This is a genomic window from Pseudomonas mediterranea CFBP 5447 (genome assembly GCF_000774145.1).
GTDB lineage: Bacteria > Pseudomonadota > Gammaproteobacteria > Pseudomonadales > Pseudomonadaceae > Aquipseudomonas > Aquipseudomonas mediterranea.
The window spans coordinates 329351-354192 of the sequence record NZ_KN322984.1; the positions used below are offsets into that span (position 1 = coordinate 329351).

23 protein-coding genes are annotated in these 24842 nt (G+C 62.2%); 14 read left to right on the forward strand and 9 right to left on the reverse strand.

From position 1 onward, the window contains the following. Window positions 1-97: 97 nt before the first annotated feature. Both N005_RS11270 and N005_RS11275 read right to left on the reverse strand, forming a co-directional pair. A complete protein-coding gene (locus tag N005_RS11270; RefSeq protein WP_047701269.1) occupies window positions 98-2632 on the reverse strand; it encodes a CS1-pili formation C-terminal domain-containing protein in 2535 nt (844 codons plus the stop codon). Between the two features lie 116 nt (window positions 2633-2748). Next, window positions 2749-3234 carry a CS1 type fimbrial major subunit gene (locus N005_RS11275; protein ID WP_047701270.1) on the reverse strand — a complete coding sequence of 162 codons (486 nt, stop codon included), beginning with the start codon at window positions 3232-3234 and terminating at the stop codon, window positions 2749-2751. Between the two features lie 418 nt (window positions 3235-3652). Between N005_RS11275 and N005_RS11280 the strand changes: the two genes are divergently transcribed. The 4 genes from N005_RS11280 (at window position 3653) to purT (ending at window position 6962) form a co-directional block, all read left to right on the forward strand. Next, entirely contained in the window at window positions 3653-4234 is a 582-nt protein-coding gene (locus N005_RS11280) for a PadR family transcriptional regulator (protein ID WP_047701271.1), read from the forward strand. Then, window positions 4227-5012 (forward strand): siderophore-interacting protein, encoded by a 786-nt coding sequence (locus N005_RS11285; RefSeq protein WP_047701272.1) that lies wholly within the window; start codon window positions 4227-4229, stop codon window positions 5010-5012. The genes N005_RS11280 and N005_RS11285 overlap by 8 nt, the downstream gene beginning before the upstream one ends. A gap of 198 nt (window positions 5013-5210) precedes the next feature. Next, complete coding sequence (locus N005_RS11290; RefSeq protein WP_047701273.1) at window positions 5211-5678, forward strand: preQ0 transporter; 468 nt, start codon at window positions 5211-5213, stop codon at window positions 5676-5678. 102 nt (window positions 5679-5780) lie between these two features. After that, entirely contained in the window at window positions 5781-6962 is a 1182-nt protein-coding gene (purT, locus tag N005_RS11295; protein ID WP_041023006.1) for a formate-dependent phosphoribosylglycinamide formyltransferase, read from the forward strand. Between the two features lie 190 nt (window positions 6963-7152). Here the strand turns inward: purT and N005_RS11300 are convergent, their stop codons facing one another. Continuing rightward, on the reverse strand, window positions 7153-9567 hold the full coding sequence (locus N005_RS11300) for a glucose/quinate/shikimate family membrane-bound PQQ-dependent dehydrogenase (RefSeq protein WP_047701274.1): 2415 nt from the start codon (window positions 9565-9567) through the stop codon (window positions 7153-7155). Window positions 9568-9983: 416 nt separating this feature from the next. Here N005_RS11300 and N005_RS11305 point away from each other — a divergent pair, with 416 nt between their 5' ends. After that, on the forward strand, window positions 9984-10214 hold the full coding sequence (locus tag N005_RS11305; protein ID WP_024780901.1) for a VF530 family protein: 231 nt from the start codon (window positions 9984-9986) through the stop codon (window positions 10212-10214). Window positions 10215-10217: 3 nt separating this feature from the next. Then, on the forward strand, window positions 10218-10850 hold the full coding sequence (locus N005_RS11310) for a Pr6Pr family membrane protein (RefSeq protein ID WP_047701275.1): 633 nt from the start codon (window positions 10218-10220) through the stop codon (window positions 10848-10850). 87 nt (window positions 10851-10937) lie between these two features. Here the strand turns inward: N005_RS11310 and N005_RS11315 are convergent, their stop codons facing one another. From N005_RS11315 to N005_RS11325, 3 genes are read right to left on the reverse strand one after another with little or no spacing between them, the layout of a single operon-like run. Then, window positions 10938-11156, reverse strand: coding sequence for a DUF1289 domain-containing protein (locus tag N005_RS11315; RefSeq protein WP_047701276.1), 219 nt, complete (start codon window positions 11154-11156; stop codon window positions 10938-10940). After that, window positions 11153-11677, reverse strand: coding sequence for a gamma carbonic anhydrase family protein (locus N005_RS11320; protein ID WP_024780898.1), 525 nt, complete (start codon window positions 11675-11677; stop codon window positions 11153-11155). The genes N005_RS11315 and N005_RS11320 overlap by 4 nt, the downstream gene beginning before the upstream one ends. 14 nt (window positions 11678-11691) lie before the next feature. Beyond that, a complete protein-coding gene (locus tag N005_RS11325) occupies window positions 11692-12291 on the reverse strand; it encodes a CoA pyrophosphatase (RefSeq protein WP_047701277.1) in 600 nt (199 codons plus the stop codon). 145 nt (window positions 12292-12436) lie between these two features. Between N005_RS11325 and N005_RS11330 the strand changes: the two genes are divergently transcribed. After that, on the forward strand, window positions 12437-12988 hold the full coding sequence (locus N005_RS11330; RefSeq protein ID WP_047701278.1) for an NUDIX hydrolase: 552 nt from the start codon (window positions 12437-12439) through the stop codon (window positions 12986-12988). Between the two features lie 40 nt (window positions 12989-13028). Then, window positions 13029-13535, forward strand: coding sequence for a L,D-transpeptidase family protein (locus tag N005_RS11335; RefSeq protein ID WP_047701279.1), 507 nt, complete (start codon window positions 13029-13031; stop codon window positions 13533-13535). Between the two features lie 165 nt (window positions 13536-13700). On the opposite strand, the gene N005_RS11340 is transcribed toward N005_RS11335, so the two are convergent. The 3 genes from N005_RS11340 to N005_RS11350 all read right to left on the reverse strand — a co-directional run bounded on the left by N005_RS11340 (window position 13701) and on the right by N005_RS11350 (window position 15449). Beyond that, window positions 13701-14045, reverse strand: a complete 345-nt coding sequence (locus tag N005_RS11340) for a DUF6124 family protein (RefSeq protein WP_047701280.1) — start codon at window positions 14043-14045, stop codon at window positions 13701-13703. Between the two features lie 248 nt (window positions 14046-14293). After that, window positions 14294-14746 carry a hypothetical protein gene (locus N005_RS11345; protein ID WP_047701281.1) on the reverse strand — a complete coding sequence of 151 codons (453 nt, stop codon included), beginning with the start codon at window positions 14744-14746 and terminating at the stop codon, window positions 14294-14296. Continuing rightward, window positions 14730-15449 (reverse strand): DUF6036 family nucleotidyltransferase, encoded by a 720-nt coding sequence (locus N005_RS11350; protein ID WP_231983261.1) that lies wholly within the window; start codon window positions 15447-15449, stop codon window positions 14730-14732. The genes N005_RS11345 and N005_RS11350 overlap by 17 nt, the downstream gene beginning before the upstream one ends. Window positions 15450-16317: 868 nt before the next feature. Between N005_RS11350 and N005_RS11355 the strand changes: the two genes are divergently transcribed. The 6 genes from N005_RS11355 to N005_RS11380 all read left to right on the forward strand — a co-directional run bounded on the left by N005_RS11355 (window position 16318) and on the right by N005_RS11380 (window position 24769). Next, window positions 16318-17049, forward strand: coding sequence for a GntR family transcriptional regulator (locus N005_RS11355; RefSeq protein ID WP_047701283.1), 732 nt, complete (start codon window positions 16318-16320; stop codon window positions 17047-17049). Between the two features lie 34 nt (window positions 17050-17083). Then, window positions 17084-18190, forward strand: coding sequence for an N-acetylglucosamine-6-phosphate deacetylase (gene nagA, locus N005_RS11360; RefSeq protein ID WP_047701284.1), 1107 nt, complete (start codon window positions 17084-17086; stop codon window positions 18188-18190). Then, complete coding sequence (locus N005_RS11365) at window positions 18171-19193, forward strand: SIS domain-containing protein (protein ID WP_144402671.1); 1023 nt, start codon at window positions 18171-18173, stop codon at window positions 19191-19193. Before nagA ends, N005_RS11365 begins: the two co-directional genes overlap by 20 nt. Before the next feature lie 26 nt (window positions 19194-19219). Then, window positions 19220-21733, forward strand: coding sequence for a phosphoenolpyruvate--protein phosphotransferase (gene ptsP, locus N005_RS11370; RefSeq protein ID WP_047701286.1), 2514 nt, complete (start codon window positions 19220-19222; stop codon window positions 21731-21733). 31 nt (window positions 21734-21764) lie between these two features. Next, on the forward strand, window positions 21765-23465 hold the full coding sequence (gene nagE, locus N005_RS11375; RefSeq protein WP_047701287.1) for an N-acetylglucosamine-specific PTS transporter subunit IIBC: 1701 nt from the start codon (window positions 21765-21767) through the stop codon (window positions 23463-23465). 215 nt (window positions 23466-23680) lie between these two features. Further along, window positions 23681-24769, forward strand: coding sequence for a scabin-related ADP-ribosyltransferase (locus N005_RS11380; RefSeq protein ID WP_083365875.1), 1089 nt, complete (start codon window positions 23681-23683; stop codon window positions 24767-24769). Window positions 24770-24842 lie beyond the last annotated feature (73 nt).

A 24842-nucleotide genomic window follows, 5' to 3' on the forward strand; every position in this document is an offset into this window, starting at 1 on the left:
TTTCACAGTGGGAGCAAGGCTTGTCCGTGATGCAGGCGCCTCGGTCTTCACGCGAGCGGCGTCATCGTTCATCGCGGGCAAGCCTTGCTCCCACAACTCATGAGCGCTGCTTCGCCGGGTCGGCCGCGGCCAGTGAGCTATCGGCCAGGCTGTCCGGCGTGCAACGCAAATCACCGATCATCAACACATCGCCTTCGTCACTGGCGGTTTCCGGGTCGAGGCGGAAGCGGCAGAACAACTCGTTGCCGTAGCGCACTTCCAGGGTCGGGGAGGCGGCATTCATCTCCATGGAGAAGAATCCATCCGCCTCGCTGACCCCGCGGCTGGCGTGGTTGATCACGTGGTGGCCCTTGAGCGGCTGCCCCTGTTCGTCCAGCAAGCGTCCGAGCACGGTCACGGTTTTCACCACACTGACCTTGCGGTAGTCCACGCCGCCCTTGTTCAGGTGATAACGGGTGCGTGCCGGCTCGATGCTCGCCGCTGGCGGATGCACGCCTTCGAAGTCGAAGGTGACCATGCTGTTGCGGTAGGCGGTGATCGGCACGAAATTACGGCCCGGATGCAAGGTGGTGCTGCCGCCGGTCAGGTCGTCGGCGCGCAGGACGATGTCGTCCAGGTCGGTTTCCACATCGACGATCATCCCTGCGCCACGGCCCTGGGGCACGCCGGTGAAGACGGCTTTCTGACCGCCCACGGCCACGGTACTGCTCAGGTTCAGGCCGCCGGTGAGGTTGTCGTTGTAGGACGAGCGCTGGAGGAAACCGTCGCCGTACAGCGACTCGGTGCTGAAGCTGGCGATGCCGGACAGGCCCACGCCATAGGTGTCGACCAGCGCCGTACCGGAGACGCTTTGCAGCACGTGATCCTGAAGGTCACGGCGATAGGTCAGCGACGCATTGTTGTCCCGGTCCCCTTCGCGGGAGGTGCGGGTGCCGATGCTGCCCGACCAATATTCGCCCGGTCCGCCCAAGGCCACGCTGAAGCTCAGGTCCACGCCGCGATTGCGCCGGTCGCTGGTACTCGAGGTGCCGGGACGATCGAACACCGACAACCGCCAGTTGGCATCGCTGCCGCGCAGCTTGCCGCGCTGGGTCCAGCCCAGGTCCAGACCCGCGCCCTGGACATTGCCTTCGCTATAGGCCAACCGTCCGTTGACAGAGGATTTGTTGCTCAAACGATGATTGACCGACAGCGACGAGTTACTGGTCTGGCCGACAAACACGTTGCGCTGCCGAATGCGGGTACCGTCCGGCAGGGTCTCGTAAGTGTTGCGGGTGTCCAGCCAACTGCGGTTGTGGCTGGCGACGAGGCTGCCCTGGCCATAGCTGTACAGGGCCTGCACGTCCATACCGTTGCCGTACTGTTCGGTGTGGTAGACGTTGGCGTACAGGCTGGTGTGGGAAGCCAGGGTCCAGTCTATCGACGTACCGACTTGCAGCTTGTCCTGCACCTGGCGCGTGGAACCACCGACGATGACCCGCGGGTGCAGCAGGTAGTTGACGCCGAACCCCGCCGTCGTGAAACCCGAGGGTTGGTCTTCCCAGTTGCTCCAGAGGCGGGTTTCCCGCCCGGCGAACAGGTTATAGCGCCAGCGCTCCTCGGTGCTGCTCCAATTGTTCGGTTTATAGACCAGCTCCTGGCTGGTGGCGGTGGTCTGCCCGTCCTCGATCAGCCGCACTTCCACTTCGTAGATACCGCCGGGCAACGGGCGGGTGTCCAGGCTCTGCAAGCCTGCGCTGACGGCCTGGGTATTGATCAGCAAGCCGCTGCGATAGATCTCCACCGAAGCCTGACGGCTCGCGGTGACATAAATAGGGTAGACGCTGGGTTTCGGATTTTCGATCACCAGGCTGTCGGAGCTGCCGTACATCACGCCCAATGCGGTGTCCGGGTTGGCGCCGAACGAACGGATCTGACGGTTCAAGCCATCGGAGCTGGGGGTGAAATAACCCAGGCGGAAAAAATGGCCTTCCAACTCACGCTGGGTAAAAAGTTCATGGACAGCGTGGTAGATCTTGTCGTCCGGCCCGCCCAGGCGTGAAAGCTGGAGGTCCAGGGACTGGCTCCAGTTGCCCACGCTGGAACTGGCGTTGAGGCCATAGCGCCCCCCGGTGTCCTGTTCCTGGCCACCGTTGAGGTTGAGCTGGTTATTGAAGATCAGGCCGAGGCTGCCGCCCTGGGGCTGATCGTGATAACGCTGGGCTTCGGTGCTGCGCTCGATATCCCGGGTCAGGATCGACACCAGTGAGTTTTCAAGGCTGTAGTGCACTGCAAGCAAACCGGCGGTGCAGTTCTTTTCACAGGCGCCTAACAGTTGTCCTTGCTTGAGTATTTGCTCCCATTGGTCCCGCTCGGCGGCCTTGATCGTGCTGTCGTGGGTGTCGGTGAATTCAAGCAGCGTAATGCGATCATCCCGTGTCAAGACCACCATGGCTTCACCGAGGTACTGTTGATTGAGCTCAATACGAACAGCCAGTGGCACATCGAAAAAATGCGCTTCAAACTCCGCCGGCAGGCCCTTGGCCTGGGACAGCAGGCTACTCGGCGTGGTACCGGGGGCAGTCGGCGCGGCCAATGCACTCGCGCACAACAACAGCGCGAGCGCACCCGCGATGGGTGTCATCGGTAACATCAACGGACTCTCATAATCAGCGAGCTTTCGGGGTGTTTCAGGTTCAGGCCGACCGGCTGGGGAGAACCGGTCGGCCTGCTGCTGGCGAGGTGAGGCTCACCGCGCGACGAACAGCCTTACGGGCGCGGCACGGCGTCGAAAATGACGGTCATGTCGGCGGTGTACAGGCCATTCTGAGCCGCGAGTGGTTTGGCCGGAACGATGGTCATCTCGGCCTGGGTACCTGGAGTAGAGGTGGCATCGTCGACCACTTCCTGGGACTGGGCGGTCAGGGTGACGCCGTTGAAGGTCGTGGTCAGGGCGATGGCATCGCTACCGTTGTACAGCGAAGCCGGGCCGCCTTCGATGTAGGCATTGACCGAACCGTCGGTGTTCTTCACGTCGTAGGTCTGGCGCAGCGAAGTCAGGGTGCCGTTGACCGTGTTGTAGGTCATGGTTTCGTCCTTACCCCAGTTCCCGTCGCGCGGCTGCACATGAAACTGCATGGTCGGGATGTTCGCGGTGATGTGGATCGCCGAACGTGCATCATCGGCAGCGAAGGCCAGCGAAGAACTCAGGGCCGCAGCGGTCAGGGAGGCGGCGGTTACGATTTTCATGAGCATTGTTAACACCTGTTCATAGCAATAAAGAGAGAAGCGCCGAAGTTGCACACCAATACAGCTTGGCGTGCCCCTCCAACGCCGGTGCATGATCGTCGCTCTTTAATTAAAAATAAGCAGGAAAGTTCGCAGAGTCATGTAGTAAAGCGCGCATGCGAAACAACGAAAAATACGCGATTTTCGATAAAACGTAACTTTGAATGTAAGAGACTTCCGACATTCTCACTAGTTGCGGTTAAAACACCCAGACACCCATCCGGTTTCGTCCCGCACCCATAAGGGATTCAGGTAAGGTCTTGTTTCATTTCAAGTATGACGCAACCGAGATATATCTTTTAACAAAGATATATCTATAGTCGAAGATATATCTGAAGTCAAAGATATATCTCGATTCTATTTATACAGAACAGAGAGTAGATCGATGACAGTTCCTTATTACCCTCCCACTCGCGAACAAGACCATCGCGATGGTTTCGAACGGCGCCCACCCGGTCGTGAGCGCGGTGGGCGCGGTCCACGAGTGTTCGCTGCCGGCGACCTGAAGTTGCTGTTGTTGGCACTGATTGCCGAAAAGCCTTGTCACGGTTATGAGCTGATTCGCCAGATCGAGGCCATGTTCGACGGTGCCTACACCCCGAGTCCCGGCGTGATCTACCCCACCCTGACCCACCTGGAAATGAGTAAGATGGTCAGCGGAGACGCCGAGGGCGGGAAAAAATGTTACAGCGCAACCGACGCCGGACGTCTATTCCTTCACGACCAGGCCGAGGCGCTGGAGGGCGTGCGGATGCGCATTGAAGCCAGCAAGCGCATCCTGCGCGAGCAGGATCGACCGGCTGAAATCCACGAAGCGGTGGGTAACCTGCGTCGCGCCCTGCAAAGACACCAGGACCGCTGGAGCCCGGAAGAAATCCTGCGGATACGCGACCTGCTCAACGACACCGCCAAAGCCATCAGTGACGGCACCATCCGTCCACCCGTTTCGGAGTCAAGCGATGACTGAAATCGATCCAAACACCATTCACCGTGTCAGCCACGAGATCAAGCGTCGTCGCCTGCAAGTACTGCGGGTGGTAGACCTGACACCGCGCATGCGTCGCATCACCGTCGGTGGGCCGGAACTGGCCGGGTTTGTCAGCCTGGGCACGGATGATCACGTGAAGGTGTTTTTCCCGCAGAACGCCGAGGAACGGGCCGCCCTGGAAACCTTCGACCCCAGCGCCGGCAAGGCCCAGGGCCCGCTGCCGGAAATGCGCGACTACACCCCGCGTCGCTACGACCTGGACGCCCTGGAGCTGGACCTCGATTTCGTGCTCCACGGCGACGGTCCCGCCTCGACCTGGGCGGCCCAGGCCGAGCCCGGACAATCCCTGCACATCGGTGGGCCGCGGGGCTCGATGATCGTGCCGGACATTTTCGACAGCTACCTGCTGATCGGTGACGAAACCGCCCTGCCCGCCATCGCCCGCCGCCTCGAAGGCCTGGCGCCCAACCGGTGCGCGCTGGTGGTCGTGGAAGTGGAAAACGGTGCCGAACAGCAGGTTCTGCAAAGCCCAGCGCAGATCCACGTGATCTGGGTGCTGCGCGAAGGTCGCCAGGACAGCCTGCTGACCACCGTCCGCCAACTGGAAGTGCCTGGCGGCAAGCTCTACGCCTGGGTCGCCACCGAAAGCAAGGTGTCGCGGCAGATTCGCAAGGTGTTGCTGGAGGAGAAAGGGTTGGACCAGGACTTCGTAAAGGCGGTGGGTTATTGGAAGGCGGATGGTAGCGAGGAGGAATAATCCTCTGACAAACCCGGCCTGCCGCAGCAAGGCAGATTTATCTGTGGCGAGGGGGCAGCCCTAAACCCAGTCAACTCGGGGTGTCAGGTAGATTGAGACTTCAGTGATAGGGGCCGCTACGCAGCCCAACGGGGATAAATCCCCTCGCCACAGTTCCTAGTCGCCCTTGAGAAATTTGTTAAACAGGTGCCCCGCCCCATGCTTTTCCTGATCGCCTACATCAGCAGCGTCGTGCTGATCAACTACGCCTTTTCCGCCGCACCGCACCTGGACATCATCTGGTCGGCCTGGGGTGGCCTGGTGTTTGTCCTGCGGGACATGGTGCAGACCCGGTTCGGCCATGGCGCCATCGCGGCGATGCTGGCGGCGCTGGTGTTGTCCTATGTCACCTCGGACCCGACCATCGCCCTGGCCAGCGCCACGGCGTTCGCGGTGTCCGAATGCATCGACTGGCTGGTGTTCACGATCACCAGGCGTCCGTTGCATGATCGGTTGTGGATCAGCTCGGCACTGAGCATTCCCCTCGACACCTTCATTTTCTTCGGCCTGATCGACGCCTTGACCCCACCGGTGGTCATCACCGCCCTGGCCTCGAAATTCGCCGGGGTCACCGCCGTCTGGCTGATCATGGCCTGGCGTTTGCGCAAACAGGCCGTCGCCGGCTGAAGCCAAACCCCGTGGTTCATGTAAAATGCCGCGCTTTCTCCCTATGGGAAGCTCGCCCGGCGCGCAACCCTCGATGATCCGCTCCTGTTTGAGGACCTTCAGATGACCCGTATCGGAACTCCCTTGTCGCCCACCGCGACCCGCGTTTTGTTGTGTGGCAGCGGTGAGCTGGGCAAGGAAGTGGTAATCGAATTGCAACGCCTGGGCGTGGAAGTGATCGCCGTGGACCGCTACGCCAATGCGCCGGCCATGCAAGTCGCCCATCGCAGCCACGTGATCAACATGCTCGACGGCGCCGCCCTGCGTGCGGTGATCGAGGCCGAGAAGCCGCACTTCATCGTGCCGGAAATCGAAGCCATCGCCACCGCCACCCTGGTGGAACTGGAAGCCGAAGGCTTCACCGTGATCCCCACCGCCCGCGCCGCGCAGTTGACCATGAACCGCGAAGGCATCCGACGCCTGGCCGCCGAAGAGCTGGGCCTGCCGACTTCACCTTACTTCTTCGCCGACACCGTGGAAGACTACCGCAAGGCCGTTGAAACCCTCGGTTTCCCATGCGTGGTCAAGCCGGTGATGAGCTCGTCGGGCAAGGGCCAGAGCCTGCTGCGCGGCAGCGACGACGTACAGAAAGCCTGGGATTACGCCCAGGAAGGCGGGCGCGCCGGCAAGGGCCGGGTGATCATTGAAGGCTTTATCGACTTCGATTACGAAATCACCTTGCTGACCGTGCGTCATGTCGGCGGCACCACCTTCTGCGCACCGGTCGGTCACCGCCAGGAGAAAGGCGATTACCAGGAGTCCTGGCAGCCCCAGGCCATGAGCCCGGCGGCACTGGCCGAATCCGAGCGCGTCGCCAAGGCAGTGACCGAGGCCCTGGGCGGACGTGGGATGTTCGGCGTCGAACTATTCATCAAGGGCGACCAGGTGTGGTTCAGCGAAGTCTCTCCGCGTCCCCACGACACCGGGCTGGTGACGCTGATTTCCCAGGACCTGTCGCAGTTCGCCCTGCACGCTCGCGCCATCCTCGGCCTGCCGATCCCGCTGATCCGTCAGTTCGGCCCGTCGGCATCGGCGGTGATCCTGGTGGAAGGCCAGTCGACCCAGACCGCTTTCGCCAACCTGGGCGTCGCCCTGAGCGAACCGGACACCGCGCTGCGTCTGTTTGGCAAACCGGAAGTCAACGGCCAGCGCCGCCTGGGCGTGGCCCTGGCCCGCGACGAGTCCATCGAAGCCGCCCGCGCCAAGGCGACCCGCGCGTCTCAAGCGGTGAAGATCGAGCTGTAAGTTTGGCTACTACCCTGCTGCATTGATCGTTCCCACGCTCCGCGTGGGAATGCCTCTGCGGACGCTCCGCGTTCGGCTCTTTGGGACGCGGAGCGTCCCGGGCTGCATTCCCACGCAGAGCGTGGGAACGATCAAATGAAAAAGGCGACACCCACAAAGGTGTCGCCTTTTTCATGAGCGCCGGCCTGGTTTAATCCGGCAGTTTGTACGCAATCACATAATCACCCTGCTTCGTCCCCAGCGAACCATGACCGCCAGCAACGACCAGCACGTATTGCTTGCCGTCCTTGCCGGTGTAGGTCATCGGCGTGGTCTGGGCGCCGGCGGGCAGGCGGCCTTCCCACAGTTGCTTGCCGTTTTTCACGTCATAGGCACGCAGGTACTGGTCGAGGGTACCGCTCAGGAACGCCACGCCGCCGGCGGTGGTGAACGTGCCGCCCAGGCTCGGTACGCCCATGCTCAGTGGGATCGGCACCGGCGAGCTGTCACGCACGGTACCGTTCTTGTGTTTCCACAGGGTCTTGTTGTTGGTCAGGTCGACCGCTGCCACATAACCCCAGGCCGGAGCCTGGCATGGCAGGCCCATGGGCGACAGCAGCGCTTCGAGGATCACGCCATAGGGCGCGCCCTTGTTCGGCTGCACGCCTTCGGTTTCGCTCTTGCGACCCGGGCCACCGGCCACTTCGGCCGCCGGTACCAGCTTCGACTTGAACGCCATGTAGCTCGGGTTGACGAAAGCGATCTGGCGCACCGGGTCAACCGAGATGCCGCCCCAGTCGAACACCCCGAAGTTGCCCGGGTAAACGATGGAACCCTGCAGCGACGGCGGCGTGTACATGCCGTCATAGCGCAGCGACTTGAAGTCGATCCGGCAGAGCATCTGGTCGAACGGGGTTACGCCCCACATGTCGCGTTCCTTGAGGACCGGCGGCACGAAGTTCAGGTCGGACATCGGCTGGGTCGGCGAAGTGTGGTCGCCTTCCACCGCGCCTTGCGGCACCGGGATCTCCTTGATCGGGATGATCGGCTGGCCGTTGCTGCGGTCCAGCACATAGATGCTGCCCTGTTTGGTCGACGCCAGCACGGCCGGTTTCACGCCGTCGGCAGTCTTCATGTCCATCAGGGTCGGTTGACCGCCGACGTCCATGTCCCACAGGTCGTGGTGGGTGAACTGGAAGTACCAGCGCACCTTGCCGGTGGCGATGTCCAGCGCGGTCAGGCCGGCGGAGTATTTTTCCGATTCCGGGGTACGCAGGCCACCGAACTGGTCCGGGGTCTGGTTGCCCATCGGCAGGTAGAGCATGCCGAGTTTTTCATCGACGCTGAACATGGACCACATGTTCGGCGAGTTGCGGGTGTAGGTCTGGCCTTCGGCAATCGGTGTGGTGTCGTCCGGCTTGCCGCTGTCCCAGTTCCACACCAGCTTGCCGGTGTGCACGTCGTAAGCGCGGATGACGCCGCTGGGCTCGTCGGTGGAAACGTTGTCGGTGACGTGGCCGCCGATCACTACCAGGTTCTGGGTGACAGCCGGAGGCGAGGTCGAGTAGTAACCACCCGCGGTGAAGCCACCGATGTTGGCGGTCAGGTCGACCTGGCCTTTATCCCCGAAGTCTTCGCACATCTTGCCGGTGTCGGCATTGAGGGCGATCAGACGGGTGTCGGCGGTCGGCAGGAAGATCCGGCGCGGGCACACCGTGCTGGCCGGCGTGGTGCTGGCGGTACCGGTGGGGCTCTGCTCGGCAGAGGCGTACACCGCGTCATCGTGATAGGTCACGCCACGGCAGGTCATGTGCGCCCAACCCTTGAAGTTTTCCGCCTTCTGCGTGGAAAGCTTCGGATCGAAACGCCAGATTTCCTTGCCGGTTTCAGGCTCCAGGGCAATCACCTGGCTGTGGGGGGTGCACACGTAGAGCATGCCGTTGACTTTCAACGGGGTGTTTTCAGCGGTGGTCTCGCCCGGATCGTTCGGCCCCGGCAGGTCGCCGGTGCGATAGGTCCAGGCCGGTACCAGTTTGTCGACATTCTGTGGAGTGATCTGCGCCAACGGCGAATAACGGTCGCCATGGGCACTGCGGCCATAGGAGTTCCAGTCACCGTCGGGCATTGCCGGTGCGGTATTGGCCATGCCCGCTACATTGTCGCGGTCCAGTTGACCCTTGATTTCACCCGGATTGGTGAACTGGCTGGCAAGCGCCGCGACACCGGCAATGACCACGGCGGCGCCCAACGCGCGGGTGCCCATGGGGGACGCGTCGGCCGTCAGCAGCGGACGGCGGAACCACGGCAACAACATGACAATGCCCAGGGCGAACAGCATCGCCAGGCGCGGCACCAGTTGCCACCAGTCCAGGCCCACTTCCCACAAGGCCCATACCGTACTGGCGAACAGCACCAGCGCGTACAGGCCCAGGGCCGCCCGGCGGGCCATGAGCAGCAACACACCGGTCAACGCCAGGCCGATACCGGCCAGCAGGTAATACCACGAACCGCCAAGCGTGCTCAGCTTGACCCCGCCGGCCAACAGGGCCAGGCCCATCAAAAGAAGCAGAATGCCGAGCAGGCTCGGTAGCAGACGGCCTCGATTCGAAGCACCTTCAGTGCTCATAGTGTGATTCTCCGTGATATTTAAGGAGTCCCGCGCAAGTCATCACTGTAGATGACGATCCTGTGCGGGCATGGTTCAGTAAAAAGCTGATCAGTTAGGAGCAAGCCTTTGTGGGAGCGAGCCTGCTCGCGATGGCGGCGTCACCTTCAACAAGCGTGTTGGCTGATCCGCCGCAATCGCGAGCAGGCTCGCTCCCACACGGGGCGCAGGGCAAGACAGCGCTATCTTTCAAGATTCTGGTGCGTCAGAAGAACCGTTTCAGCAGGCGGCGCAAGAATAATGTTCCGCTCCTGATAGAGAAAGCGCTTTTACCGACATGAATCTTTTCGAAACCGGTAACAGTGTTGCCACTAGACTTCCAACCCATGGGCACCTCGGCTAAGGTGCGCGCCTATTCCCTTCACGCACATACCTCCATGACCGAACAGCACAACAACCCTCTGCACGGCGTGACGCTGGAGCAGATCCTCAACGCCCTGGTGCAACACTACGAATGGTCGGGCCTGGCCGAACGCATCGATATCCGTTGCTTCAAGAGCGACCCGAGCATCAAGTCGAGCCTGACGTTCTTGCGCAAGACACCGTGGGCACGGGAGAAAGTCGAGCGGTTGTATATCAAGCTGATGCGTACCAAGCGGCCGGTCTGAATCATGAACCTTCGACAGCGCTTCGTATCGGCGGCGGCGCTGCTGGGCTGGGCGGGATTGAGCATCCAGCTGTATTTGGTTCTGCTGGGGCGCTGGGAACTGGGCGCGAGCCTGCTGGGCGGCCTGGTGAACGTCTTCAGCTTCTTCACGGTGCTGACCAACACCCTGGTGGCCGTGGTGTTGACCTGCGCAGTGACCCGCCGCGAATCGGCCGCCCGGCGCTGGTTCCTGCGGCCCGCCGTCAGCAGCGGTATCGCCGTGAGCATCGCCCTGGTCGGCCTGGCCTATAACCTGCTGCTGCGCCATCTGTGGCAACCCGAAGGCTGGCAATTCGTGGCCGACGAATTGCTACACGACGTGATGCCGCTGCTGTTCATCGCCTATTGGTGGCAGTGCGTGCCCAAGGGCACCTTGCGCCTGTGGCATATCGGGCCCTGGATGATTTATCCCGTGGCGTACTTCGCCTATGTCCTGCTGCGGGGGAGTTTCCTGGGGGCGTACCCCTACCCTTTCATCGACGTCGCGAGCCTGGGTTATCCACAGGTGTTCGTCAATGCCGGGGGGATATTGCTGGGGTTTGTCGGGATCGCGCTGGGGCTGGTGGGGTTGGATCGGTGGGTGGGGCGACGGGATTAGAAGACCGCTACTGTCCCCTGTGGCGAGGGAGCTTGCTGGGAGCAAGCTCCCAGCGGGAGCAAGCTCCCTCGCCACAGGGTTCTATGTTCACTTTGATTGTGCGGTGCCCGGCAACATCCACACCAACCCACTGGCCTTCGCCCGCTCATGACACAAGGCCAATACGCTACGCCGCTCATCGTTGTCCATGCTGCGCCACCGGGTGATCTCGGACACGGTGCGCTGGCAGCCGGTGCAGACGTCGTCATCGTCCAGCGAGCAGATGCTCACGCAGGGCGATGGCACCGGACGTTCGGGAGTGTTCATGATTCCTGCTCGGCCAGGTCGCGGGCGTAGCGCTGTGCATTGTGGACGTAATGGGCCGCACTGGCCTCGAGCATCTTTTTCTGGGCCTCGGTCAATTCCCGCACGACCTTGCCCGGTGAGCCCATCACCAAAGAACCGTCGGGAATTTCCTTGTTTTCACCGATCAACGCATTGGCGCCGATGATGCAGTTCTTGCCGATCTTCGCGCCGTTGAGAATCACCGCATTGATGCCGATGAGGCTGTAATCCCCCACCGTACAGCCGTGGAGCATGGCGTTATGACCAATGGTCACGCCGGTGCCGATGGTCAAGGGAAAGCCCATGTCGGTGTGCATCACCGTGCCGTCCTGCACGTTGCTGTCCTTGCCGATCAGGATCAACTCGTTATCGCCGCGCAGCACGGCGTTGAACCAGACACTGGCGCCCTCTTCGAGGCGGACCTTGCCCACCAGCGTGGCATTGGGCGCGACCCAGCTTTGTGGGTGGGTTTCGACACGGGCATCGCCCAGGCGGTATTTCATGAAGATCCTCGGGCTCAGGTATTGATAAAGCTTCTGGGTGGTTTGTGCAGGTCGATGCCGGCGTCGAACAGCAGATTCACCAGCTCGACGATCATGATCGCCGTCAGGCCCCAGATCTTGTACTCGCCAAAACGGTAGCTGGGCACGTACCAACTGCGGCCCTGGTAATCGATGCGATGGGTGTGTTCGCGGGGATCCTTGCGGAAAAACTCCAGCGGTACATTGAAGACCGCGGCGATCTCGGCATCGTTGGCCTGGTATTCGACGAAATCCGGAATCACCCCGACGTAGGGCGTGACCTTGATGCCATGCAGCGAAATCAACGGGCTGAGGGGACCGATCACCTCCACCAGGCCGGGAGGCAGGCCGATTTCCTCTTCGGCCTCACGTAGGGCGGTGAACACCAGGTCCGGATCCTCCGGGTCGCGCCGCCCGCCGGGGAAGGCCACTTCGCCGCCATGGGTCGAGAGCCCGCTGGCGCGCAAGGTCAGTACCAGTTCCGGCTCGTCACTGCGGGTGATCGGCACCAGCACCGCGGCTTCAGGGAAACGTCGGTCGGCCTGCAGGTCACGCGGGGTATGGTTGCTTACTCGATGCAGTAGCTCGTCCAGCATGAGACTTCTCGATTCATTCGCTGCCTTGCATCATGCACCAATCGTTCAAGCCGCCCAACCCCCGGACTGCGTCGTGTCGCGAAACGACAACTTGCCGACACCCGCCCCGCACGCCAAGATAGGCGCAGCATTCAGGAACCCAAGCATGAAATTCTGCAGTCAGTGCGGTAACCCGGTGACCCAGCGCATACCCGAAGGCGACTCGCGCCTGCGCTTTGTCTGCGACACCTGCCACGCCATCCACTACCAGAACCCCAACATCGTGGCCGGTTGCGTACCGACCTGGGGTAGTAAAGTCCTGCTGTGCCGCCGCGCCATCGAGCCGCGACGCGGTTACTGGACACTGCCGGCGGGCTTCATGGAGAACGGCGAAACCGTCGCACAGGCCGCCGAGCGCGAAACCGCCGAGGAAGCCTGCGCCCGGGTGCGAAATCTGAGCATCTATACGTTGATCGACGTACCGCACATCAGCCAAGTGCATGTATTCTTCCGCGCCGAGCTGGTGGACGAGGATTTCGCCGCCGGCCCCGAGAGCCTGGAAGTGAAACTGTTCGAAGAAGCGGACATTCCCTGGGACGAGCTGGCTTTCCGCACAGTGGGCCGGACCCTGGAATACTTCTATGCTGACCGACGAACCGAGCAATACCCGGTGCGATCCGAATCGATCCCGCCACTGGCTCAGCCTGCCAAGACCTGAAAAACCATACCGTCACCACACCTCTAGGGATACCGTTTCAATGCGCTGGTTGCTTGTGCTGTTCTGCTTGACGTTCGCTGCTGTGTCCCAGGCTTCTGCAGTGGGAACCTACGACGGCAAGCCCATCGAAAAAGTGCTGGTGCTCAAATCCGCCCATCAATTGCAATTGATCAGCGACGGCAAACCACTCAAGACCTACCGTATATCCCTCGGCAAAGGCGCCAAGAAAGGCCCCAAGCTGGTCCAGGGCGACAAGCGCACCCCTGAAGGTTTCTACTGGATCGACTGGCGCAAGGTCAGCGACCGTTTCTACCTGTCGATGCACATCTCCTACCCCAACATCAGCGACGCCGCCCGCGCCCGGCGCGAAGGCGTGGAGCCTGGCAGCATGATCATGATCCACGGCACACCGGACAGCGAAGAAAACCCTGAACAGCTGTTCCACACCCTGGACTGGACCGATGGATGCATTGCCATGCGCAATGTGGACATGCGCGAAGTCTGGAACCTGGTGCCGGATGGCACGATGATCGAGATTCGGCCGTAGCGTTTGTCCTTTATGTGGTAACAGAGCTTGTGTGGCGAGGGAGCTTGCTGGGAGCTTGCTCCCGCTCCCTCGCCACAGGGTTGCAGCGTCGATCACTCCACTCGTAAACAACTCTGAACCACTGTGGGAGCGAGCCAGCTCGCGATGACGCCGGCCCTTACGCCATCAGGCCCGTAGCTCCGCCCGATCCAGCGCCTTGTCCGCCAACAGCGCACCCAACTCAATCATCTGCGCCACCCCCAGCGCCACATGCCGCCGCGAGCCGTCGAGGTCGAAGGCCAGGTCGCTGAGCATGGCATTGGCCGAGGCCAGGGTTTCGCTGAGGTTGGCTAGCAGGGCTTCGGTGTCGACAGCATCGGTCACGGTGAACAACTGCAGGGAGGGCTTGGGTTCTGACGAGTTGTCCTCGGGTTTGAGGTAATGGTCCAGCGCACGATCAGCGGCTTCTTGCAGCTTTTCGGGGGCGTAGTCGCCGTAGGGGAAACTGGATGCGGGTTTGTCATTTTTCAAAGGGGAAACTCCTTGAATTAATGGAGCCCAGGACAAATCGTCCGGGCCTGTGCCCTGTGATTCTTCGGACGGTCAAACCCGGTCGCTGAATTGGCAGCGACACCCACAGGCTAGAGCCACCGCTTCCGAGGGACAACCTTAAAAACTTGTCGGAAACTTCGGTGCGTCTGACAGACCGCGCGATACATCGTTGATGTTTCGCACAATAAAAAACCGGCCTCAGCCGGTTTTTTATTGGACATCGGGGTTCAAACAAGGCCCGCGCGCTGTTCAGCCTCGTAGTGTCGGGTCTGAAAGGGCATGAGGGTCTGGACCTTCAAACCAAGCCCTTCACTCAAACCCCAGGAGAGGGCGAGTTCATCACGGCGTTTGCGAAGTGAAACGGCAGCCTGGGAAGTCACTTCCTGCTTCGGGGCCAAGCGCCAGAACAACTCAAGTGCTTTGAAAACTTCCGACACTCGTCTGTCCGTTACACACGAAAAACGAGTGAACCGTTCGAGCAAGTAGCCTGCGCGACGAACTTCGATCTCATCAGAATGTTGACTCAGAAAGACCTGGGCTGCACTCATCAAGTCTGAATGGGAATACCAGACCGCTTTGGCTGCACGCTCGAGCGCAGCGTCATTTGCGTGGCTCAACGGGCTTTTGACCAATGTGTCCAAAGCGGATGAAAGGACGTGGTCGTTATCGGGCTTCGTCATCTGGGATTTCCAGATACTCTTGCAAAATATGGGTTAAAACAGAGGTTGGAGGCTCCTTGTTGCCAACATATACATCAATCGCTTCCAATGCCAGTCGACGCAGCTCGGCGGTCAAAATAAAGCCAGCCCTCAGAAGCGCCAGGATATCGCCAACATCCTGATCCGTCGCTCTGCCCAGTTTTGAAATTGCAATATCGACAGGAGCAGCAATGTGAACATGTAGAGGAGACGCTACTGGGAACTCTTCGAGAGGAAGACTACGGGCCCAATAGTCCTCATGAATCGGGCCAAAGCTCGTGTTGTACTGGAGGTCGTAGTTCAGCTCCATTAATCGGCCAGACCTCTCGTCGACAAACTGCTCTGGAACCTCTGCGAGCAAAGCTCGGAGATGGAAGCCTTCTGGCAGGCTGGCCTCATGAATTTCAGCGTCGACATCAGTGGAAACACGATGATTTGTATAAAGGTGCACCGCACACCCTCCGAACACGATGACTTTGACTGTCCCAGGCTTTGCATTTTCAAACGTCAGTTCCGCTTCGACGGATTTGAACATTAAAACCAAAGCCTGACCCAGCGCCGTTTTCGTATTAAGACGGGGGGTGACCATATCCGGCAATTCCATATTGACCTCAGATGCTGATGTTGTTCCTCTGGACGCGATGCTGCCGCTCGCTCTTTGCCAATGGCCGGTGAGTGCTTGCATACGTCTGAGGGAATAGGGGCTCTCATGCCCGGGGGACCGTGAGCTCTGGAAGCTAGAGCCACCGCTTCCGAGGGACAACCTGAAAAACTTGTCGGAAACTTCGGTGCGTCTGACAGACCGCGGGCCGGATCGCGGACCGGGTTGTCAGGGGTGATGTGTATAGGAAACCGGTTCGTTCCGTTGCAGCGAACGCCTTTCCCTGTGGGAGCGAGCCCTGCTCGCGATAGCGGTGGATCAGTTGAATAAGGGCTGGATGTGCCGATGCCATCGCGAGCAGGCTCGCTCCCACAGGGGAACGCGTACGCTCAAAAAGCCGCCTTGCCTTTGCTTTTGCTTTTGCTTTTGATCTTCAAGCCCCGTTAGCCCCGTTAGCCGCGCTGGTAGCCGCGCTGGGCCATGGATGGCCCTTCGCGGCGGGCCCACGGAGCAATGCCGGAGTGAGGGAACACCTCGCCTTGGCGAGGTGCCGAGTGGTGGGGCACAGACCTTTTGGTTACTTTTGGCTGGGCCGGCATTCCGGGCGTTTGCCAAAAGTAACCCGCTGTAAAAGCGGAACCATAAGTCGCCGTTACCGAAGAAATGGATATACACACCATCCAACTCTCCCTAAAAACAACCGCCGGTCGGCAGAAAAAAATTAAACCCAAGTCCAACACGCAAATACCACTTCCCCGAGAGACACCCTTAGCAGCTACGGTCTCCTCCCGCCAAAACCAATCAAAGTAATACCACTTAAAATCCACTCAACAAAAGTCCACCGCCATACCCGCAAAACCATGAGCAACCCTCATTGACGTGGTATTCAAGTGGTATTAATTTCCACCCCATCACCGAGCGACAACACCCCAACAACCGCATCGGAACCCCCATGAACGACATCCAGGCCCTGCGCCCCGACGACACCCAAGCCACACCGCTCTACCTGCAACTGGCCCGCAACCTGGAAGCCGCAATCCACGCCGGCCAATGGAAAGCCGAACAAGCCATGCCGTCCGAACGCAGCTTGAGCGAACAACTCGGTATTTCCCGGGTCACCGCCCGCAAGGCACTGGAAGTGTTGTTCGAACAAGGCCTGATCCGCCGCAACCAAGGCTCGGGCACGTTCATCACCCCGCGCTTGGAACAACCACTGTCCCGCCTCAGCGGCTTCAGCGAAATGCTGCGGCTCAAGGGTTTCGTACCCGGTTCCCAGTGGCTGGAACGGGAAATCACCCCGCCCACCCACGAAGAACTGATCCGCCTGGGCCTGTCGCCCACCGACAAAGTTGCGCGACTCAAGCGCCTGCGCAAGGCCGACGACACAGTCATGGCCATCGAGATGAGCACCCTGCCCGCCGCCATCATCCCCAAGCCCCAGGCCATTGGCGCTTCGCTCTACGAGTTTCTCGACAGCATCGGCAAACCGGTGGTGCGCGCCCTGCAGCACATCCAGGCCATCAACGCCTCGGACGAGTTCGCCGCCCTGGTGGGCATCGCCCCGGGCACCGCCATGCTGCTGATGACCCGGGTCGGCTACCTGGAGGACAACACGCCCATCGAAGTCACCGACACCTATTGCCGCAACGATTACTACGACTTTGTCGCCGAGCTGCGTCGCTAACGGCGCTGCCTCCCCAGACATTCAGAGACTGCCCATGTCCGAAGACAACATCCTCACCGCCCACGGCTGGGTTCGCGGCCGCCTGGTCCACGCCCACGGCAAGGTCGTGTCCGTTGAAGGCCGGCCTTGCGATCCGGCCGACAATGACCTGCCCTACCTGCTGCCCGGCTTCATCGACTTGCATGTCCACGGCGGTGGTGGCAAGGACATCATGGAAGGCGGCCCGGCGTTCGACACCATCGCCCGCACCCACGTGCGCTTTGGCACCACGTCGCTGTTGGCGACCACCATGACCGCACCGGGCGAAGAAATCACCCGCGTGCTCAAGGCCCTCGGCGAGTTCTGTGAACAACGGCGCAGCGGCAGCGCCCGGATGCTCGGCGTGCACCTGGAAGGCCCCTACATCAACCCCGGAAAGCTGGGGGCGCAACCGAACTTCGCTCACACCGCGTTGATGGCCGAAGTAGAGGCCTATCTGGCCCTGGCGCCGATCCGGGTGATCACCATTGCTCCGGAAATCGCCGGCCACGATGCCCTGATCCGCGCCCTCAGTGCCCGGGGCGTGCGCATGCAGATCGGCCACACCTTGGGCAGCTACGAAGAAGGCGTCGCTGCGTTGGCCGCTGGCGCCAGCAGCTTCACCCATCTGTACAACGCCATGAGCCCGCTGCATCACCGCGAGCCGGGCATCGTCGGCGCGGCGCTGGCCCATGCCCGCTATGCCGAGCTGATCCCGGACCTGCTGCACGTGCATCCCGGCGCCATGCGCGTGGCCTTGCGCGCGATCCCGTGCCTGTACTGCGTCACCGATTCCACCGCGGCCGCGGGCATGCCCGACGGCGAGTACAAGCTGGGCAGCCATACCGTGACCAAATGCCTGGGCGGCGTGCGGTTGGCCGATGGCACCCTGGCCGGCAGTACCCTGACCATGGACCAGGCCCTGCGTAACCTGGTGAAGATCGGCCTGCCCCTCGCCGAAGCCTCGCAACGCCTCTCCCAGTTCCCCGCCGACTACCTCGGCCTGCCCGAGCGCGGACGCCTGCAACCGGGCGCCTGGGCCGACTGCGTGCGCCTTGACCGTTCCCTGACCCTGACCGACGTGATGGTCGAAGGAGAAGCCATTGACTTCCAAAATGCTTGAAGAGGCCCTCGCCGCCTGCGAAGCCGTCGAACGCCAGTTGCAACAACTGGACCCGGCCCTGCAGGAAATCGCCGGACGCCTGCGCCGTCAGCCGCCGCAAGTGGCGATGACCATCGCCCGTGGCAGTTCCGACCACGCCGCCAGCTACTTCGCCTACCTGACCATGCAGCAGTTGGGTTTGCCGGTGGCGTCGTTGCCGATGTCGGTGGTGACCATGCAGCAGGCACCGCTCAAGGTCAGCGGCCAGGTGGCGTTCGGTTTCTCCCAGTCGGGACAGAGCCCGGACCTGGTCAACAGCCTGCGCCTGTTGCGCAAGCGCGGCGCCTTGAGCGTGGCCCTGGTCAACGCCCTCGATTCGCCCCTGGAAGCGGCGTGTGAATTCAGCGTGCCGCTGTGCGCCGGCGTCGAAAGCAGCGTTGCCGCCACCAAGAGTTTCATCGCCACCCTCAGCGCCAGCGCCCGGCTCGTGGCCCAGTGGAAAGACGACGCCGAATGGCTGGAAGCCGGCAGCGCCCTGCCCGAGGGTTTGCGCGAGGCCGCCCGCCAGGATTGGAGCCTCGCCGTCGAGGCCCTGCGCTCCTGTCAGCGGTTGATGGTGATCGGCCGTGGCGCCGGGTTCGCCATCGCCCAGGAAGCGGCGCTCAAGTTCAAGGAAACCTCGGCGATCCAGGCCGAAGCCTTCAGCAGCGCCGAAGTGCGCCACGGGCCGATGGCGCTGATCGACGAGAACTATCCGCTGCTGGTCTTCGCCCCTTGCGGTGCCGAGCAGGCCGGCGTGTTGAGCCTGGCCGCCGACATGCGCCAACGCGGCGCCCGGGTCTTGCTGGCGGCACCCGGTGACATCGCCGAACGCGACCTGACCCTGACCCGCGCCGAACACCCGGCCCTGGACCCGATCCTGGCGATCCAGAGCTTTTACGGGATGGCTGCCCAGCTCTCCGTGGCCCGGGGCCTGAACCCCGACCAACCGCGGCACCTGAGCAAAGTCACCCGTACGCACTGACTAACGAAGCCTGATGAGAGCGCGCCATGCCCAACAATAATAAAGAGTTGACCCTCAGCGCCCCGCTCAGCGGCCCGGTGCTCACCCTCGCCAATGTTCCGGACGCCGTGTTCGCCAGCGGCGCCATGGGCGACGGGATCGCCATCGACCCGCTGAACGACACCCTCTATGCGCCCTGTGACGGCGAGGTGATCCATGTCGCCCGCACCCGCCACGCCGTGACCCTGCGGGCCGACAACGGCGCCGAACTGCTGCTGCACCTGGGGCTGGACACTGTCGAGCTGCATGGCGACGGGTTCTCCATGCTGGTCAAGGAAGGCGCACGGGTCAGCAACGGCCAGCCCTTGCTCCGTTATGACGTGGATAAAGTGGCACTGCACTGCAAGAGCCTGGTCAGCCTGTTGGTCATCACCAATAGCGAGCGCTTCCAGGCGCGGCCCGTCACCCTCAAGGGCGTAAAGGTCGGCGAGCCGCTGCTGCATATCGTCGCCGTGGCGGCAGGCTCGTCAGCGGCCGAACCTCAAGACGTCGGCATCGAGGTTTTCGGCCAGATCCGCATCGCCCATCGCGGCGGCCTGCACGCGCGGCCGGCGGCATTGATACGCCAGACCGCCCAGGGCTTCAAGAGTCGCTCGCAGCTGCATTTCGGCGGCAAGACGGCCTCCTGCGACAGCCTCATGGGGATGATGGGCCTTGCAATCACCGAGCAGGCAGAAGTGCAGGTCAGTTGCCGTGGCAACGATGCCGAAGCGGCGCTGCAAGCGTTGCTGACAAGTTTGTCCACCGCCCTGGCCGAAGAAGCCCACGCCGCAGCGCCTGCGCCCAAGACACATGACCGCCCAGCCGAAGATGGCGTGCTGCACGGCGTATGCGCCGCCCCCGGCCTGGTGGCCGGACCGCTGGTTCGGCTGAACGGCATTCAACTGCCGGAGGATACGGGCGGCCACGATGTCGAGGATCAGCGCCAGCAACTGAGCCGTGCCTTGGCCCACGTCAGTCGTGACACCCACCTGACCCTGGACAACGCCAGGGCCCGGCGCAACCGCGACGAAGAAGCGATTTTCAGCGCCCACCTGGCGCTGCTGGAAGACCCGATCCTGCTGGACGCCGCTCACCTGTGCATCGATCAAGGCAGCGCCGCGACCCACGCCTGGAGCCAATCCATCGATGCGCAATGCCGGGTACTGGAGCAACTGGGCAGCACGCTGCTGGCCGAGCGCGCCAACGACCTGCGTGACCTGCGCCAGCGGGTCCTGCGGGCACTGTTGGGAGAGGCCTGGCAATTCGACGTGCCGGCGGGCGCGATTGTCGCTGCCCAGGAACTGACCCCGTCGGACCTGCTGCAACTCAGCGCCCAAGGCGTCGCCGGCGTGTGCATGGTCGAGGGCGGCGCCACTTCCCACGTAGCCATCCTGGCTCGAGGCAAAGGGATGCCGTGTCTGGTAGCGCTGGGCGCGGCATTGTTGGAACAGGAACAAGGCCAGTCGGTAGTACTCGATGCAGATGAAGGCCGCCTCGAACTACGCCCCACCGCCGAGCGCCTGACCCAGGTACAACAGGCACACGCCCAGCGAGCCGCCCGCCGCGCTCAACAACACGCCCTCGCCCACACACCGGCCCGCACCGTTGACGGGGTGACGGTCGAAGTGGCGGCCAACGTCGCCTCCAGCGCCGATGCAGCCGAGGCCCTGGCTAATGGCGCCGACGGTGTCGGGCTGCTGCGCACCGAATTCCTCTTCGTTGACCGCCACACCGCCCCGGACGAAGAGGAACAGCGCCAAAGCTACCAAGCCGTGCTCGACGCCATGGGCGAGAAGCCGGTGATCATTCGCACCATCGATGTCGGCGGCGATAAACAATTGGATTACCTGCCGCTGCCGACCGAAGCCAACCCGGTGCTGGGCCTGCGGGGTATTCGCCTGGCCCAGGTGCGCCCGGAACTGCTCGACCGGCAACTGCGAGCCTTGCTGCAAACCCGTCCGCTGGACCGTTGCCGGATCCTGTTGCCAATGGTCACCGAAGTCGACGAACTGCTGGACATCCGCCACCGCCTGGATGCATTGGCCAGCGAGTTGGGCCTGAGCGAACGGCCGCAACTGGGGGTGATGATCGAAGTGCCGGCCGCCGCCCTGTTGGCCGAACAACTGGCCGAGCATGCGGACTTCCTGTCCATCGGCACCAACGACCTCTCGCAGTACACCCTCGCCATGGACCGCGACCACGCCGGCCTCGCCGCCCGGGTCGATGCCCTGCACCCGGCACTGCTGCGGCTGATCGCCCAGGCCTGCGCCGGCGCGGCCCGGCATGGGCGCTGGATCGGCGTGTGCGGCGCCCTGGCCTCCGATCCGTTGGCAACGCCGGTGCTGGTGGGGCTGGGCGTGCGCGAACTGTCGGTCAGCCCGGCGCAGATCGGCGAGATCAAGGCGCGGGTGCGCGACCTCGATACCGTCAAATGCGCTTGCCTCAGCGCCGAATTGCTGAATCTGGGCAGTGCCGCTGCGGTGCGCCAGGCCTGTCATCAACACTGGCCCCTGGGCTGAGTACGTCGAAGAACAATAAGGGAGAACCGCCATGTACCAGCATTTCATCGAAGGACTGCAACGTCTCGGCCGGGCACTGATGCTGCCCATCGCGATCCTGCCGATCGCCGGCCTGTTGCTGCGCCTGGGCGACACCGATCTTCTGAACATCGCCATCATCCACGATGCCGGGCAGGCGATCTTCGCCAACCTGGCGATGATCTTCGCCATCGGCATCGCCGTGGGATTCGCCCGGGACAATAACGGTACGGCGGGGTTGGCCGGGGCTATCGGTTACTTGGTGATGATCGCCACGCTGAAGGTGCTCGACGCCAGCATCAACATGGGCATGCTCGCCGGGATCATCAGTGGCCTGCTCGCGGGGGCACTGTACAACCGGTTCAAGGACATCAAGCTGCCGGAGTACCTGGCGTTCTTCGGCGGCCGGCGCTTCGTGCCGATTGTCACCGGCTTCAGCGCGGTGGGCCTGGGGCTGGTGTTCGGCCTGATCTGGCCGCCGATCCAGCAAGGCATCAACAGCTTCGGTGCACTGTTGATGGAAAGCGGCAGCCTGGGTGCATTCGTGTTCGGGGTATTCAACCGACTGCTGATCGTCACCGGCCTGCACCATATCCTCAATAACATGGCCTGGTTCATCTTCGGCAGCTTCACCGACCCGCACACCGGTGCGGTGGTGACCGGCGACCTGACCCGCTATTTTGCCGGCGACCCCAACGGCGGCCAGTTCATGACCGGTATGTTCCCGGTGATGCTTTTCGGCCTGCCCGCCGCCTGCCTGGCGATGTACCGCAACGCCCTGCCCCAGCGGCGCAAAGTCATGGGCGGGATTCTGTTATCCATGGCGCTGACCTCGTTTCTCACCGGGGTCACCGAGCCGGTTGAATTCGCCTTCATGTTCCTCGCGCCGCTGTTGTTCCTGCTGCATGCATTGCTCACCGGGCTGTCGATGGCCATCACCGACTGGCTGAACATCCGCCTGGGCTTTACCTTCTCCGGTGGCTTCATCGACATGGTCCTGGGCTGGGGCAAATCGAACAACGGCTGGCTGGTGGTACCGGTGGGCCTGGCCTACGCGGTGATCTACTACACCGTGTTCGACTTCTGCATCCGCCGCTTCGACCTGAAGACTCCCGGTCGTGAAGACGTCCCGACCGCAGACAAACCGGTCATTGCCCGGAATGAGCGAGCCGGGGCCTACATCGCCGCACTCGGCGGCGCCGACAACCTGATCACCGTCGGCGCCTGCACCACGCGGCTGCGACTGGACATGGTCGACCGCAGCAAAGCCTCCGATGCCCAGCTCAAGGCCTTGGGCGCCATGGCCGTGGTGCGTCCCGGCAACGGCGGCAGCCTGCAGGTGGTGGTGGGGCCAATGGCCGACAGCATCGCCGATGAAATCCGCCTGGCCTTGCCAGTGACCGGCTCGACCGACAGTCCGCTGCAGGCCGAGTCGGCCACCCTCAGCACCGAGCAGGTCGGCCAATGGCTGGACGCACTGGGCGGCAAGGACAACGTGCTGGCCTTGGAATGCGTCGCCCAGACGCGGCTGCGGGTGCAGCTCGAAGATGCCCGGCGGTTATCCGAGGCGGATCTGAGGGCCCTGGGTTGTCAGGGTGTCAGCCAGCTGGAAGGCGGCATCTGGCATGTGCTGGTGGGCACTCGGGCCAATGCAATGGGTGAAGCGCTAAGGGCAATGCTGAGCAACCGGAAAACCTGCGCACAATCCCTTTAGCGATCTCCGCCGGAGCGGCTTGTTACAAAATTGGATCCCAAAAGACGTCTGGCAAACCCGTCGTCGCCTATTCTTTGGATTCATGCGGCGAACCGAGGCGCGCCCCAGCGGCGCCCTCCTGCCGCAATCGATCACCCACCCTGTCAGGTCGAAGAATAGGTAGTCATGACGTATGTGATTCGACTGGCTCCTCGTTCCAGCTGAGGCATCGAATCATGAGCAGAAAAAGTACTTTTATACGGGCGGCGACTGTCGCGGTAGTGGTATTGGCAAGTCCCTGGCAACCAGGACCCGATGCTTGGGCTGCGGCCCAGGTGCCTCAAGACCTGAAGAAAGAGCCTTGGTATCAAGCCTGGCTCAAGGTCACGGCGAACCCAGACGTGGATATTCGCAAAACCACGCCATCGTTACACTGGCGTACCGACATGGACACGCTCTACCGGGGAGATACGACGGGCCAAGGCCTCAGCGCTTTTCAAGACGGTCTGCTGCCCAAAGCCGCGGGCATCCCCGAGAGCGAATGGATATATAACTGGTATAACCATGCGGGTGGCTCCGCCGGGACGGTGTTCAGCAGCACGACGCGCAGTCAGTTCATCGCCCAGCACTACGCCAGCGAGTGGGTTTACGAATTCAAAGCCCCCCATGGAATCGATCAGGAGCAATCTGGAGGCCCCTTCCCCCGTGAGGTGGAAATAAGCTTCCCGGGTGGGGTCAAGGGGTACTTCATCAGCAAGGCGTGCAAGGCGACGAACCTGGCCAATTGCGTGGCAAACCCGGACTACCGTGAACCCACCGGTCACGAGACGATGCAGCAGGTTGCTGCGATTCCTATCGATTGGAATCGGCTGGAGCCTCCAGAAGGGCTGGCGTGGGTAACGACCAAGGACTCTCTCTGGGCCGTCGGTTCTACGACAATCAACCCCGTGCAGGGCGCGGATGCGCTTAGCCAGGGGTTGCAGGCCTGGAATGCGCTGCCACCGAATTTGAGACTGGCCACCCAGCCGGAGTCTCCCTTGGCTCAATCGGTCGTCGTGGCGTTTCGCGACTATGGGGAAGCCAAGCTCTGGGCCACCGAGCAAGCCTCGAACGGCGGCTGGGTCTACGAAGTCAGGTCCAACACCGTGGCGGTTGATTTATCCGGCCGTAGCACCGGCAATCGTGAAGGCGCCTACGCGTTCATCGGCGGCATCAAGGGCGGGTTGTTGATGAATGCCCGCCGGTTCGAGAAAGGCGTAGGTGAGCCGGTCGAGTGCATCGGTATCCAGAAAGAGGTTTGTCGCCTGGAGCATCGGCACCAGTAGATGGGCCGGGCATCGCCGCAGGTCGGGACGTCATTGTCAGATCGGGCCCCATCGCGAGCGGGCTCGCTCCCAC

Bases quoted from the DNA above. Each gene is read 5' to 3' on its own strand.
- N005_RS11270 (WP_047701269.1), bottom strand. From the start codon at position 2,632: ATGTTACCGATGACACCCATCGCGGGTGCGCTCGCGCTGTTGTTGTGC.
- N005_RS11275 (WP_047701270.1), bottom strand. From the start codon at position 3,234: ATGCTCATGAAAATCGTAACCGCCGCCTCCCTGACCGCTGCGGCCCTG.
- N005_RS11280 (WP_047701271.1), top strand. From the start codon at position 3,653: ATGACAGTTCCTTATTACCCTCCCACTCGCGAACAAGACCATCGCGAT.
- N005_RS11285 (WP_047701272.1), top strand. From the start codon at position 4,227: ATGACTGAAATCGATCCAAACACCATTCACCGTGTCAGCCACGAGATC.
- N005_RS11290 (WP_047701273.1), top strand. From the start codon at position 5,211: ATGCTTTTCCTGATCGCCTACATCAGCAGCGTCGTGCTGATCAACTAC.
- purT (WP_041023006.1), top strand. From the start codon at position 5,781: ATGACCCGTATCGGAACTCCCTTGTCGCCCACCGCGACCCGCGTTTTG.
- N005_RS11300 (WP_047701274.1), bottom strand. From the start codon at position 9,567: ATGAGCACTGAAGGTGCTTCGAATCGAGGCCGTCTGCTACCGAGCCTG.
- N005_RS11305 (WP_024780901.1), top strand. From the start codon at position 9,984: ATGACCGAACAGCACAACAACCCTCTGCACGGCGTGACGCTGGAGCAG.
- N005_RS11310 (WP_047701275.1), top strand. From the start codon at position 10,218: ATGAACCTTCGACAGCGCTTCGTATCGGCGGCGGCGCTGCTGGGCTGG.
- N005_RS11315 (WP_047701276.1), bottom strand. From the start codon at position 11,156: ATGAACACTCCCGAACGTCCGGTGCCATCGCCCTGCGTGAGCATCTGC.
- N005_RS11320 (WP_024780898.1), bottom strand. From the start codon at position 11,677: ATGAAATACCGCCTGGGCGATGCCCGTGTCGAAACCCACCCACAAAGC.
- N005_RS11325 (WP_047701277.1), bottom strand. From the start codon at position 12,291: ATGCTGGACGAGCTACTGCATCGAGTAAGCAACCATACCCCGCGTGAC.
- N005_RS11330 (WP_047701278.1), top strand. From the start codon at position 12,437: ATGAAATTCTGCAGTCAGTGCGGTAACCCGGTGACCCAGCGCATACCC.
- N005_RS11335 (WP_047701279.1), top strand. From the start codon at position 13,029: ATGCGCTGGTTGCTTGTGCTGTTCTGCTTGACGTTCGCTGCTGTGTCC.
- N005_RS11345 (WP_047701281.1), bottom strand. From the start codon at position 14,746: ATGACGAAGCCCGATAACGACCACGTCCTTTCATCCGCTTTGGACACA.
- N005_RS11350 (WP_231983261.1), bottom strand. From the start codon at position 15,449: ATGCAAGCACTCACCGGCCATTGGCAAAGAGCGAGCGGCAGCATCGCG.
- N005_RS11355 (WP_047701283.1), top strand. From the start codon at position 16,318: ATGAACGACATCCAGGCCCTGCGCCCCGACGACACCCAAGCCACACCG.
- nagA (WP_047701284.1), top strand. From the start codon at position 17,084: ATGTCCGAAGACAACATCCTCACCGCCCACGGCTGGGTTCGCGGCCGC.
- ptsP (WP_047701286.1), top strand. From the start codon at position 19,220: ATGCCCAACAATAATAAAGAGTTGACCCTCAGCGCCCCGCTCAGCGGC.
- nagE (WP_047701287.1), top strand. From the start codon at position 21,765: ATGTACCAGCATTTCATCGAAGGACTGCAACGTCTCGGCCGGGCACTG.
- N005_RS11380 (WP_083365875.1), top strand. From the start codon at position 23,681: ATGAGCAGAAAAAGTACTTTTATACGGGCGGCGACTGTCGCGGTAGTG.